Here is a 13234-nt window from a genome sequence, read left to right on the forward strand (position 1 = left end):
TGAGAATGGAGGCTAGACCGAGTAAGCTAGGAATGGGAAAAAAGGATTGAAAAGTATAGATTGAAAAAATAGCACCGACTTTTTCTTTTTGAACAATAAGCGGTTCATTCGCATACCAGTGGGTGCGAGAGTGTAGGAGTTTTTCATCAAATTTTTCAAGAGTGGAACGAGTAAATTGATTTGTATTGTTGGAAAACATATTTCCAAAGCTATCGGTAATGATGTATTTGGAATTGATCATTGGGAAACTTGAGATGAAATCATTCTCATTTACGAAAGCAATAGTATAGGCCTTAACTCGTTGGTTTTGAAGTAGTGGTTTGATAAAGAGTGTGTAATGTTGCTTATCTGAAGAGAGTGCAATTTTTTCTGTAACTTTTTCTTGAGAAGGATTTTGAATGAGCAGTTTTAGATAGTAGGGAGATAAAATACTTTCTTGATGATTTCGATTGGTACTAAATAGCAATTCACCTGTATCACTTAGGATAATGAGGTCAGAACTAAGTTTTAATTTAGCTTTTGTCTCGTAAAATAAGCTAAAGACTTCTCTCTCTGTGTGTTTGCCATCCAAAAATCCAGGAATCATTTTATGGTTCATAGTGGTTAGGAGATCACTATTTGCTTCTTTCATCTCTTGAACTTGTTTGACAATCTGTCTCGTATCTTTGGAGAGTTGCTGCTTTTGTAAAAAATAGGAAAAACCAAAAAGTAAAATGAGTAGTAAAAGTGAGGTCACAAAGGCTGCGATAGAGCTTCTATGGAGAATTTCTTTTTGGAGAGATTTTTTAAAGGAATGAGACATCCGCTACCTCCTTGGAAGGGTTTTTTGTTATAAGTATAGCAGTTTAAAAATTCTAGAGCAAGGTAAAATAGAAAAGGTTTGGCTAAAATTTTTTAGCTAAACCTTTTGAAAAGTTAAGTATGTATTATAGATGCTTGTTATCTGCAAATAGCTAGAGCATTTCAAGGAAATGAACTAGAAATAACAATTAATATGATGGTTCAGAAATACCTTTTGATAATCAATAAGATCTTCAGGATGAAGTGCGTTGACTCCATCCATTTCATATTTCCGATTTAATAAACGATATTTGTTTTCACCAAATTGATGAAAAGGGAGTAGTTGAACTTGGTCGATATTTAATGAGTTAAATAGAGTAGCGAATTCTTCTGCATCCTCTAAACTATTGTTAAAATCAGGGATAACTGGGATTCTTAAAACGATAGTTTTATGTTGAGAAAAAGCATAATGAATGTTTTTTATAATCATTTGATTAAAAACCCCAGTCACTTTTTTATGTTTTATAGAATTATAATGTTTTAGGTCTGTGTAGATAAAATCCACATATTGGATTAAATCAACAAATTTTTCATGATCAACAAAGGCAGTGGTTTCAATGGCAGTGTGTATGTGATGTTCTTTAGCTGACTTTAAGATGGCTTTAGCAAATTCAAACTGAGCAAATATTTCACCTCCAGATAAAGTTAACCCCCCACCGGATTCTTCGTAAAATTCCTTGTCTTTCAATACTTCTGTAATAATTTCTTCTACAGTTTTCTCTTCACCGACTAAGGTGAATTTCTCACGTTGAGCATCTTTCATTTTTTCAGGTTTCATTTTTTGAGATTCAGGATTAGAACACCATGGGCAGCGCAGAGGACATCCTTTTAAAAAAACAGTTGTACGAATACCCGGACCGTCATGAATTGAAAAGTGTTGAATATTAAAAATAATTCCTTTAGATATTTCCATAAGAGTTCCTCCTCTTTATAATTCTATCCTATCACAAAAACGAAAGAAAAACAATTACGAACGAAAGTTTAATTTGTTGTTTTTTGCTTTTTATTTTGGTAGAATAAAACGGAGGTGTAAAATGAAAAGATTGGAACAAATTATTAAATTAGTATCAGAATATGAAAAGATTGATGTTAATACATTATCGGAAAAATTAAATGTATCGAAAGTAACGATTAGAAAAGATTTAGATAAATTAGAGTCAAAAGGCTTATTACACAGAGAGCATGGATATGCTGTGTTAAATAGTGGAGATGACTTAAATGTACGCTTGTCAATTAATTATGAAATTAAGAGAAAAATTGTTCAAGAAGCAGTAAAATTGGTATCAGATAATGAAACAATAATGATAGAATCTGGTTCAACCTGTGCTTTACTTGCTGAGGAAATTTGCAAGCAAAAAAGAAATGTCACTATTGTAACAAATTCATTTTTTATAGCAAATTTTGTAAGAGGTCATGATTCATGTCGTGTTATTGTTCTTGGTGGAGAGTTTCAGAAAGATTCACAGGTTACCGTAGGACCTTTATTAAAAGAAATGATACGGACTTTTCATGTGCGTCAAGCTTTTGTTGGGACAGATGGCTACGATAAAGAGATGGGCTTTACAGGAAAAGATTTAATGCGCAGTGAGGTAGTTCAATATATTTCAGCAGCGTCGGATAAAGTCATTGTGCTAACTGACTCAAGTAAATTTGATAAAAGGGGTACAGTAAGAAGATTTGCTTTAAGTCAAGTCTATGAAGTAATAACAGACGAAAAACTTTCTAAACAAAATATAGCTACATTAGAAAATGCTGGGATAATGGTTAAGGTAGTTTCGTAAGAGGTTAAGTGTATGAATCAAGATAGGAATAAACTACTCTCTAAAATTGCTTATCTGTATTATATTGAAAACTTAAATCAGTCACAAATAGCAGCAAAATTAGGAATTTATAGAACCTCTATTAGTAGAATGTTAACAGAAGCAAGGAATGCAGGAATTGTTAAAATTGAAATAGAGAATTTTGATACCAATATGTTTAAGTTGGAAAATTATGTAAAAGAAAAATATGGTCTGGAAAGTTTAGAAATTATTCCAAATGAATTTGATGACAATCCAACAATTTTATCTGAAAGAATTTCTCAAGTTGCAGCAGGTGTCCTTAGGAATTTAATTGATGATAATATGAAAATTGGCTTTTCTTGGGGGAAAAGTTTAAGTAATTTAGTAGATTTAATCCACAGCAAAAGTGTCCGAAATGTTCACTTCTATCCTCTAGCAGGTGGTCCTAGTCACATACACGCTAAATACCATGTGAATACACTGATTTATGAAATGTCTAGAAAATTTCATGGAGAGTGTACATTTATGAATGCAACAATTGTGCAAGAAAATAAATTGTTAGCAGATGGTATTTTGCAATCAAGATATTTTGAAGATTTGAAAAATAGTTGGAAAGATTTAGATATAGTTGTGGTTGGGATTGGTGATTTTAGTAATAAAGGAAAACATCAATGGTTAGACATGCTTACAGAGGATGACTTTAAAGAATTGACAAAAGTTAAAACTGTAGGGGAAATTTGTTGTCGATTCTTTGATTCAAAAGGTAAAGAAGTTTATGAGAACTTACAGGAAAGAACGATAGCAATCTCTTTGGAAGATTTAAAAAATATTCCTCAAAGTTTAGCTGTTGCTTACGGTGATACGAAAGTATCTGCGATTCTTTCTGTCTTGCGTGCTAATCTAGTAAATCATCTGATTACAGATAAAAATACAATTTTAAAAGTTTTAGAAGAAGATGGTGATTTTTCTTTTCGAAATATTTTATGCGAGTGAAAATGATAGACTGATATCAGTTTATCGTTTTTTCTTTTTAATCAATTGCACATTTGTGCTTATATAAACAAAAATGGTTTATATGTTGTTTTTAGATTGACAACTTTATTATGTAGTTGTATTCTATAGTTACAAAAGAAAATTTTAAAATTTCAAATGAAAAAAGCTTTTTACATAGTGAAATGAGGAGGAATTTATGGAAATTATTGTTCCTGATCAAATTATCATGGGTTTAATTTTATATGCTGGTGATGCGAAACAACATATTTATAAAGCGTTAGATTACATAAAAAACGGTACATGTGAACGATGTGAAGAAGAAATCCAGTTAGCTGATGCTGCCTTATTAGAAGCTCATAATTTACAAACAAAATTCTTGGCACAGGAAGCGTCTGGTACAAAGACAGAAATTACAGCTCTCTTTGTTCATTCACAAGATCATCTCATGACTAGTATGACGGAGATTAATTTAATTAAAGAAATTATTAGTTTGAGAAAAGAACTTCATAAAAAATAATACTAGAGTATTATCATTGTTATTAACATAGAGGAGGAAAATACAATGGTGAAGATTGGTTTGTTTTGTGCAGCAGGATTTTCTACTGGGATGCTTGTAAATAATATGAAAATTGCAGCGCAATCTAGCGGAGTTGAAGCAGAGATAGAAGCGTTTTCTCAGTCTAAATTAGCTGATTATGCGCCAAATCTAGATGTTGCACTATTGGGACCTCAAGTTGCCTATACATTAGATAAATCAAAAGAAATTTGTGATAAGTGTGATGTTCCGATAGCTGTTATTCCGATGATGGATTATGGTATGTTAGATGGGAAAAAAGTATTAGATTTAGCCTTATCTTTGATTAGTGGGTAAGAGAAGGAGATTTATTATGGCAAAGATAGATGTTCAAAAAATCATTGCACCGATGATGAAGTTTGTGAATATGCGTGGCATTATAGCTCTAAAAGATGGTATGTTAGCAATTTTGCCATTGACAGTAGTTGGTAGTTTATTCTTGATTATGGGACAATTGCCGTTTGAAGGCTTAAATAAGAGCATTGCTAGTGTTCTTGGATCTAATTGGACAGAGCCGTTTATGCAAGTATATTCAGGAACTTTTGCTATTATGGGTCTAATTTCTTGTTTTTCAATTGCCTATTCTTATGCTAAGAATAGCGGAGTAGAGGCTTTGCCAGCTGGAGTTCTATCTGTATCTGCATTCTTTATTTTGCTAAGGTCATCTTATATCCCTAAACAAGGTGAGGCGATTGGGGACGCTATTAGTAAGGTTTGGTTTGGAGGTCAAGGAATTATCGGTGCTATCATTATAGGTTTGGTAGTAGGAAGTATTTATACCTTCTTTATAAAGAGAAAAATTGTTATTAAGATGCCAGAACAAGTTCCACAAGCTATTTCGAAACAGTTTGAAGCAATGATTCCAGCATTTGTAATTTTCTTATTATCTATGATTGTATATATTTTAGCGAAATCACTGACTAATGGCGGAACATTCATAGAAATGATTTATTCTGCTATTCAAGTTCCATTGCAAGGTTTAACTGGATCTTTGTATGGTGCGATTGGAATTGCATTCTTTATATCATTTTTGTGGTGGTTTGGTGTTCATGGGCAATCGGTAGTAAATGGAGTAGTGACAGCTCTGCTTTTATCTAATCTTGATGCTAATAAAGCTATGTTAGCCTCTGGTAATCTATCATTAGAAAATGGAGCACATATTGTTACTCAACAGTTTTTAGATTCATTTTTAATTCTATCTGGTTCAGGGATTACGTTTGGTCTTGTAGTTGCGATGCTTTTTGCAGCAAAATCGAAACAGTACCAAGCGTTAGGGAAAGTAGCAGCTTTTCCAGCAATATTTAACGTAAATGAGCCAGTTGTATTTGGATTTCCAATTGTTATGAATCCCGTCATGTTCGTACCTTTCATTCTTGTTCCTGTACTTGCAGCTGTTATAGTATATGGAGCTATTGCAACAGGTTTCATGCAACCATTCTCAGGAGTTACATTACCTTGGAGTACTCCAGCTATTATTTCAGGATTTATGGTTGGTGGATGGCAAGGAGTTATTACTCAACTAGTGATATTAGCGATGTCTACATTAGTTTATTTCCCATTCTTTAAAGTACAGGATCGATTAGCTTATCAGAATGAAGTTTGATAAATGTAAAAAAACATTTGTGTATTATCATTAAACACACACATTTGTGCTAAATATTAGAGAGTTAAAGTTTTTCTAGTTAATAGCTTGAAATTTTTTAAAAAATTAGGTAATATATTTTCGAAAGAAACAAAAATATTTTCGAAAGAAAGGTACTTATTATGGTAAATACAGAAGTAGCAAGAACGACAATCAAGACAGAATATTTTGGTAGCCTTACTGAAAGGATGAACAAATATCGAGAAGATGTCTTAAATAAAAAACCTTATATTGATGCTGAGAGAGCAGTTCTAGCAACACGCGCTTATGATCGATACAAGGAACAACCTAATGTCCTAAAACGTGCCTATATGCTGAAAGAAATTTTGGAAAATATGACTATCTATATCGAAGAAGAATCTATGATTGCGGGAAATCAAGCTTCTTCAAATAAAGATGCTCCTATTTTTCCAGAATATACACTAGAATTTGTTCTCAATGAGTTGGATCTTTTTGAAAAGCGTGATGGAGATGTTTTCTATATTACAGAAGAAACAAAAGAACAACTTAGAAGCATTGCTCAATTTTGGGAAAATAATAATTTACGTGCTAGAGCTGGTGCATTGCTACCTGAAGAAGTGTCTGTTTATATGGAAACAGGATTCTTTGGTATGGAAGGTAAGATGAATTCTGGAGATGCTCACTTAGCAGTTAATTATCAGAAACTGTTGCAATTTGGTTTAAGAGGTTTTGAAGAGCGAGCTCGTAAAGCGAAAGCAGCTCTAGATTTAACAGATCCAGCAAGTATTGATAAATATCATTTTTACGACTCTATATTTATCGTAATCGATGCTATTAAAGTATATGCGAATCGCTTTGTTAATCTTGCTAAAAGTTTAGCCGAAAATGCAAATTCTAAACGTAAGAAAGAATTACTTGAGATTGCAGACATTTGTTCTAGAGTACCATATGAACCGGCAACTACTTTTGCAGAAGCTATTCAATCAGTCTGGTTTATTCAATGTATTTTACAAATTGAATCTAATGGTCACTCTCTTTCATATGGTCGTTTTGATCAATATATGTATCCATATGTGAAGTCTGATTTAGAAAGTGGTAAAGAAACAGAAGATAGTATTGTTGAACGTCTAACAAATCTTTGGATTAAAACAATCACAATTAATAAGGTTCGCAGTCAAGCACATACATTTTCTTCAGCAGGAAGTCCTTTATATCAAAATGTTACAATTGGTGGACAGACTCGAGATAAGAAGGATGCAGTTAATCCATTATCTTATTTGGTATTAAAATCAGTTGCACAAACCCATCTACCGCAACCTAATCTAACTGTACGTTACCATGCAGGTTTAGATGCTCGTTTCATGAATGAGTGTATTGAAGTGATGAAACTTGGTTTTGGTATGCCTGCATTTAATAATGATGAGATTATTATTCCTTCTTTTATTGCAAAAGGAGTATTGGAAGATGATGCTTATGATTACAGTGCCATTGGATGTGTTGAAACGGCAGTTCCAGGGAAATGGGGCTATCGTTGCACAGGTATGAGTTATATGAACTTCCCTAAGGTTCTACTTATCACGATGAATGATGGAATTGATCCGGCTTCGGGTAAACGGTTTGCACCAAGCTTTGGTCATTTTAAGGATATGAAGAACTTTTCTGAATTAGAAAATGCTTGGGATAAAACACTAAGATATTTGACACGAATGAGTGTTATTGTTGAAAATTCTATTGATTTATCATTGGAACGAGAAGTTCCTGATATTCTATGTTCAGCATTGACTGATGATTGTATTGGTCGTGGAAAACATCTTAAAGAAGGTGGAGCAGTATATGACTATATATCAGGTTTGCAAGTTGGAATTGCAAATTTGTCGGATTCATTAGCTGCAATTAAAAAATTGGTATTTGAGGAAGAACGTATAAGCCCAAGTCAGCTTTGGCATGCACTGGAAACAGATTATGCTGGAGAAGAAGGTAAGGTCATTCAAGAAATGTTGATTCATGATGCACCTAAGTACGGTAATGATGATGATTATGCTGATAAATTAGTTACTGCTGCTTATGATATTTATGTTGATGAAATTGCTAAATATCCTAATACACGTTATGGAAGAGGACCTATTGGCGGAATTCGTTATTCAGGAACATCTTCTATCTCAGCCAACGTAGGACAGGGAAGAGGAACATTAGCAACTCCAGATGGACGCAACGCGGGTACACCGTTAGCAGAGGGTTGTTCACCATCACATAATATGGATCAACACGGTCCTACATCTGTTTTAAAATCTGTTTCAAAATTACCAACAGATGAAATTGTAGGTGGGGTTCTCTTAAATCAGAAAGTAAATCCTCAAACGTTAGCCAAAGAAGAAGATAAATTAAAACTAATTGCTTTGTTACGAACATTCTTTAATCGTTTACATGGGTACCATATTCAATACAATGTTGTTTCCAGAGAGACCTTGATTGACGCTCAGAAACATCCTGAAAAACACAGAGATTTAATTGTTCGTGTTGCAGGATACTCTGCATTCTTCAATGTTCTTTCTAAGGCAACCCAAGATGATATTATAGGACGTACTGAGCATACTTTGTAAAATAAAGAGGTTCTTTTTATGGAATTTATGCTTGACACATTAAATTTAGATGAGATTAAAAAGTGGTCTGAAATTTTACCACTAGCTGGGGTAACTTCAAATCCCACTATTGCAAAAAGAGAGGGTTCGATTAATTTTTTTGAACGAATCAAAGATGTAAGAGAATTGATTGGCTCTACACCCTCTATTCATGTTCAGGTGATTTCTCAAGATTTTGAAGGTATCTTAAAAGATGCCCATGAAATTCGGAGACAAGCAGGAGATGATACATTTATCAAAGTACCTGTTACTCCAGCTGGATTACGTGCAATAAAGGTGCTAAAAAAAGAGGGTTACCATATCACTGCAACAGCTATTTATACAGTTATTCAGGGATTATTAGCTATCGAAGCAGGAGCGGATTACCTAGCTCCATATTATAATAGAATGGAAAATCTGAACATTGATTCAAATTCTGTCATTCGTCAATTAGCTCTTGCTATTGATAGACAGAACTCTCCTAGTAAGATTTTAGCTGCATCCTTTAAAAATGTAGCACAAGTAAATAATGCTTTAGCTGCAGGTGCGCATGCTGTTACAGCAGGAGCAGATGTTTTTGAATCAGCTTTCGCCATGCCATCTATCCAAAAGGCGGTTGATGATTTTTCTGACGACTGGTTTGTTACTCAACATAGTCGTTCCATTTAGGTAGAAAGGAAACAAACATGAGAATTTTTGCTAGTCCTTCGAGATATATTCAAGGGGAGAATGCCTTGTTTGAAAATGCCAAATCAATGTTGGATTTGGGAAATCGTCCTATTCTATTATGCGATCAGTTGGTTTATGATATTGTTGGAAAACGATTTGAAGATTACCTACATAGGTATGGTTTCCATATTGTTCTAGCTCAGTTTAATGGTGAAGCTTCTGACAATGAAATCAATCGAGTTGTTGCCTTAGCTGAGAAAGAGAATTGTGATAGTATTATCGGACTTGGTGGTGGAAAGACGATTGATAGTGCAAAAGCTATTGCAGATTTGATTGAAAAGCCCGTTATTATTGCTCCAACAATTGCATCGACAGACGCACCTGTATCTGCTTTATCTGTTATTTATACAGATGAAGGTGCATTTGATCATTATCTATTTTATTCTAAAAATCCAGATTTAGTTTTGGTTGATACAAAAGTTATTTCACAAGCTCCTAAGCGTTTATTAGCGTCTGGTATTGCAGATGGTTTAGCAACTTGGGTTGAGGCGCGTGCAGTTATGCAGGCAAATGGAAAAACTATGTTAGGCCAACAACAAACGTTGGCTGGAGTTGCAATTGCGAAGAAATGTGAAGAAACGCTGTTCGCAGATGGTTTACAGGCCATGGCAGCTTGTGAAGCTAAAGTTGTGACACCAGCATTAGAAAACATTGTTGAAGCTAATACTCTATTGAGTGGTTTAGGTTTTGAAAGTGGAGGATTGGCTGCGGCGCATGCAATTCATAATGGTTTTACTGCATTGACAGGTGACATTCATCATTTAACACATGGTGAAAAAGTAGCTTATGGAACTTTGGTACAACTTTTATTGGAAAATAGACCTAAAGAAGAACTTGATAAGTATATTGAGTTTTACAAAAAAATTGGCATGCCAACAACTCTAAAAGAAATGCATTTAGATCAAGTTGGATATGATGATTTAATAAAAGTTGGTAAACAAGCAACCATGGAGGGTGAGACAATCCATCAGATGCCGTTTAAGATTTCGCCTTCAGATGTTGCACAAGCCATTATCGCTGTAGATGCATATGTAAATTCACAATAAACAATAGAGACTACTGTTTTACAAATGGTAGTCTTTTATTTATCCTCATATTGTATCCGAAGCTCTTTATAAATCAGGAAGCAATACAGGTTGTCAGCTATTTATTGTAAATACATTAATTAGTATTCCAGTCTTATCTTCTTTCTAAAATAAGTATTTTGTGCTATACGAGATAAGCTTCTTGGTTTACTCCTTGATTTTCTGCATAACAATGGGATAAAAAGTGGGAGATAGAGCAATTCATAGTCATCAAAATTAATGAAATACAGTATACAGTTTTTTCTTTTAACACATTTCAAATTCCCTCAAAAATGGTATAATAGTAACATCACAAAATTGGAGAGAGACCATGAGTTTTTACAATCATAAAGAAATTGAGCCTAAGTGGCAGGGCTACTGGGCAGAACATCATACATTTAAGACAGGAACTGATGCATCAAAACCTAAGTTTTATGCTCTTGACATGTTCCCTTATCCGTCTGGAGCGGGTCTACACGTAGGTCACCCAGAAGGTTATACAGCAACCGATATCCTCAGCCGTTACAAACGTGCGCAAGGCTACAATGTCCTTCACCCTATGGGTTGGGATGCCTTTGGTTTGCCTGCAGAGCAGTATGCTATGGATACGGGGAATGACCCAGCAGAATTTACAGCTGAGAACATTGCCAACTTTAAACGCCAAATCAATGCGCTTGGATTTTCTTATGACTGGGATCGTGAAGTTAACACGACAGATCCAAACTATTACAAGTGGACTCAATGGATTTTCACCAAGCTTTACGAAAAAGGCTTGGCCTATGAAGCTGAAGTGCCAGTAAACTGGGTAGAAGAATTGGGAACGGCCATTGCCAACGAAGAAGTCCTTCCTGACGGAACATCTGAGCGTGGAGGTTATCCAGTTGTCCGCAAACCAATGCGCCAATGGATGCTCAAAATCACGGCATACGCAGAGCGCTTGCTCAATGACTTAGATGAACTAGATTGGCCAGAGTCTATCAAGGACATGCAACGCAACTGGATTGGGAAATCAACTGGTGCTAATGTAACCTTCAAGGTTAAGGGAACTGATAAGGAATTCACTGTCTTTACTACTCGTCCTGATACTCTTTTCGGTGCGACTTTCACTGTTTTGGCTCCTGAGCATGACTTGGTTGACGCCATCACAAGCACAGAGCAAGCAGAAGCAGTTGCAGACTATAAACACCAAGCTAGCCTCAAATCTGACTTGGCTCGTACCGACCTTGCCAAAGAAAAAACTGGTGTTTGGACTGGTGCTTATGCCATCAACCCTGTCAATGGTAAGGAAATTCCAATCTGGATTGCCGATTATGTTCTTGCTAGTTACGGTACAGGTGCCGTTATGGCTGTGCCAGCCCATGACCAACGTGACTGGGAATTTGCCAAACAATTTGACCTTCCAATTGTAGAAGTGCTTGAAGGTGGAAATGTAGCAGAAGCTGCCTACACAGAGGATAGTCTTCATGTCAATTCAGACTTCCTAGATGGATTGAACAAAGAAGATGCTATTGCCAAGATTGTGGCTTGGTTGGAAGAAAAAGGCTGTGGTCAAGAGAAGGTTACTTACCGTCTCCGCGACTGGCTCTTTAGCCGTCAACGTTACTGGGGTGAGCCAATCCCAATCATTCATTGGGAAGATGGGACTTCAACAGCTGTCCCTGAAAGTGAATTGCCACTTGTCTTGCCTGTAACCAAGGACATCCGTCCCTCAGGTACTGGTGAAAGTCCACTAGCTAACTTGACAGATTGGCTTGAAGTGACCCGTGAAGATGGCGTTAAAGGTCGTCGTGAAACCAACACTATGCCACAATGGGCAGGTTCAAGCTGGTACTATCTCCGCTATATCGACCCGCACAACACAGAAAAATTGGCTGACGAGGATCTTCTCAAACAATGGTTGCCAGTAGATATCTACGTGGGTGGTGCAGAGCATGCTGTTCTTCACTTGCTCTACGCTCGTTTCTGGCACAAATTCCTCTATGACCTCGGTGTTGTTCCAACTAAGGAACCATTCCAAAAACTCTTTAACCAAGGAATGATTTTGGGAACAAGCTACCGTGACCACCGTGGGGCTCTTGTGGCAACTGATAAGGTTGAAAAACGTGACGGTTCTTTCTTCCATGTGGAAACAGGGGAAGAGTTGGAGCAAGCGCCAGCCAAGATGTCTAAGTCCCTCAAGAACGTAGTTAACCCAGACGATGTGGTGGAACAATACGGTGCCGACACCCTTCGTGTCTATGAAATGTTTATGGGACCACTTGATGCTTCGATTGCTTGGTCAGAAGAAGGTCTGGAAGGAAGCCGTAAATTCCTTGACCGTGTTTACCGTTTGATTACAAGTAAAGAAATCCTTGCGGAAAACAATGGTGCTCTTGACAAGGTTTACAATGAAACGGTCAAAGCTGTCACTGAACAAATTGAGTCCCTCAAATTCAACACAGCCATTGCCCAACTTATGGTTTTTGTCAACGCGGCTAACAAGGAAGACAAGCTCTATGTGGACTACGCCAAAGGCTTCGTTCAGTTGATTGCACCATTTGCACCTCACTTGGCAGAAGAGCTCTGGCAAACTGTTGCAGCAACAGGTGAGTCAATCTCTTACGTAGCTTGGCCAACATGGGATGAAAGCAAATTAGTTGAAGACGAAATCGAAATCGTTGTCCAAATCAAAGGAAAAGTTCGCGCTAAACTCATGGTAGCCAAAGACCTATCACGTGAAGAATTGCAAGAAATTGCTCTGGCTGACGAAAAAGTCAAAGCAGAGATTGACGGTAAGGAAATCGTGAAAGTGATTAGTGTACCGAATAAATTGGTTAATATTGTTGTGAAATAACCAATTTATTCGCTGATTTCCAACCTCAAACAGTTTCCCAAACTGTTTGAGCCAACTAAACTCGTTAATATGGTTGTGAAATAGGATAGGAATCCTTCAGAGTAGAATCTGGAGGATTTTTTATTTGACAGGAAGTTTCTATTTTGTTAATATGATTAACAAAGGAAAGAGAGATTATGGATAAAAAAGAATTTATTGC

Annotated in this window: 10 protein-coding genes and 1 pseudogene; 9 read left to right on the forward strand and 2 right to left on the reverse strand. The window is 35.9% G+C overall.

Translation table 11 applies throughout. From position 1 onward, the window contains the following. Positions 1 to 802: pseudogene (locus ADI58_RS08480) on the reverse strand (sensor histidine kinase); the annotation flags it as partial. A 174-nt stretch (positions 803 to 976) separates the two neighbouring features. Beyond that, positions 977 to 1753 carry a glycyl-radical enzyme activating protein gene (locus ADI58_RS08485; RefSeq protein ID WP_049522220.1) on the reverse strand — a complete coding sequence of 259 codons (777 nt, stop codon included), beginning with the start codon at positions 1751 to 1753 and terminating at the stop codon, positions 977 to 979. Between the two features lie 121 nt (positions 1754 to 1874). On the opposite strand from ADI58_RS08485, the gene ADI58_RS08490 reads away from it, so the two are divergent. The 9 genes from ADI58_RS08490 (at position 1875) to leuS (ending at position 13035) form a co-directional block, all read left to right on the forward strand. Then, the gene (locus ADI58_RS08490; RefSeq protein WP_049522221.1) at positions 1875 to 2621 is read left to right on the forward strand and encodes a DeoR/GlpR family DNA-binding transcription regulator; all 747 of its coding nucleotides are present in this window, start codon (positions 1875 to 1877) and stop codon (positions 2619 to 2621) included. Between the two features lie 12 nt (positions 2622 to 2633). Continuing rightward, positions 2634 to 3614: a sugar-binding transcriptional regulator gene (locus ADI58_RS08495; protein WP_001070838.1), complete on the forward strand. Its 981-nt coding sequence runs from the start codon at positions 2634 to 2636 to the stop codon at positions 3612 to 3614. Between the two features lie 196 nt (positions 3615 to 3810). After that, entirely contained in the window at positions 3811 to 4131 is a 321-nt protein-coding gene (locus ADI58_RS08500; protein WP_000402908.1) for a PTS lactose/cellobiose transporter subunit IIA, read from the forward strand. A 45-nt stretch (positions 4132 to 4176) separates the two neighbouring features. After that, positions 4177 to 4485: a PTS sugar transporter subunit IIB gene (locus tag ADI58_RS08505; protein WP_000238723.1), complete on the forward strand. Its 309-nt coding sequence runs from the start codon at positions 4177 to 4179 to the stop codon at positions 4483 to 4485. A gap of 16 nt (positions 4486 to 4501) precedes the next feature. Beyond that, complete coding sequence (locus tag ADI58_RS08510; protein ID WP_049522222.1) at positions 4502 to 5791, forward strand: PTS sugar transporter subunit IIC; 1290 nt, start codon at positions 4502 to 4504, stop codon at positions 5789 to 5791. Between the two features lie 161 nt (positions 5792 to 5952). Continuing rightward, on the forward strand, positions 5953 to 8391 hold the full coding sequence (locus tag ADI58_RS08515; RefSeq protein ID WP_049522223.1) for a glycyl radical protein: 2439 nt from the start codon (positions 5953 to 5955) through the stop codon (positions 8389 to 8391). An 18-nt stretch (positions 8392 to 8409) separates the two neighbouring features. Continuing rightward, positions 8410 to 9078, forward strand: coding sequence for a fructose-6-phosphate aldolase (locus tag ADI58_RS08520; protein WP_049522225.1), 669 nt, complete (start codon positions 8410 to 8412; stop codon positions 9076 to 9078). Between the two features lie 17 nt (positions 9079 to 9095). Then, entirely contained in the window at positions 9096 to 10184 is a 1089-nt protein-coding gene (locus tag ADI58_RS08525; RefSeq protein ID WP_049522226.1) for a glycerol dehydrogenase, read from the forward strand. A 349-nt stretch (positions 10185 to 10533) separates the two neighbouring features. Beyond that, on the forward strand, positions 10534 to 13035 hold the full coding sequence (leuS, locus tag ADI58_RS08530; RefSeq protein WP_049522227.1) for a leucine--tRNA ligase: 2502 nt from the start codon (positions 10534 to 10536) through the stop codon (positions 13033 to 13035). Positions 13036 to 13234: the final 199 nt, after the last annotated feature.

It is taken from the genome of Streptococcus mitis (genome assembly GCF_001074635.1).
Classification (GTDB): domain Bacteria; phylum Bacillota; class Bacilli; order Lactobacillales; family Streptococcaceae; genus Streptococcus; species Streptococcus mitis_E.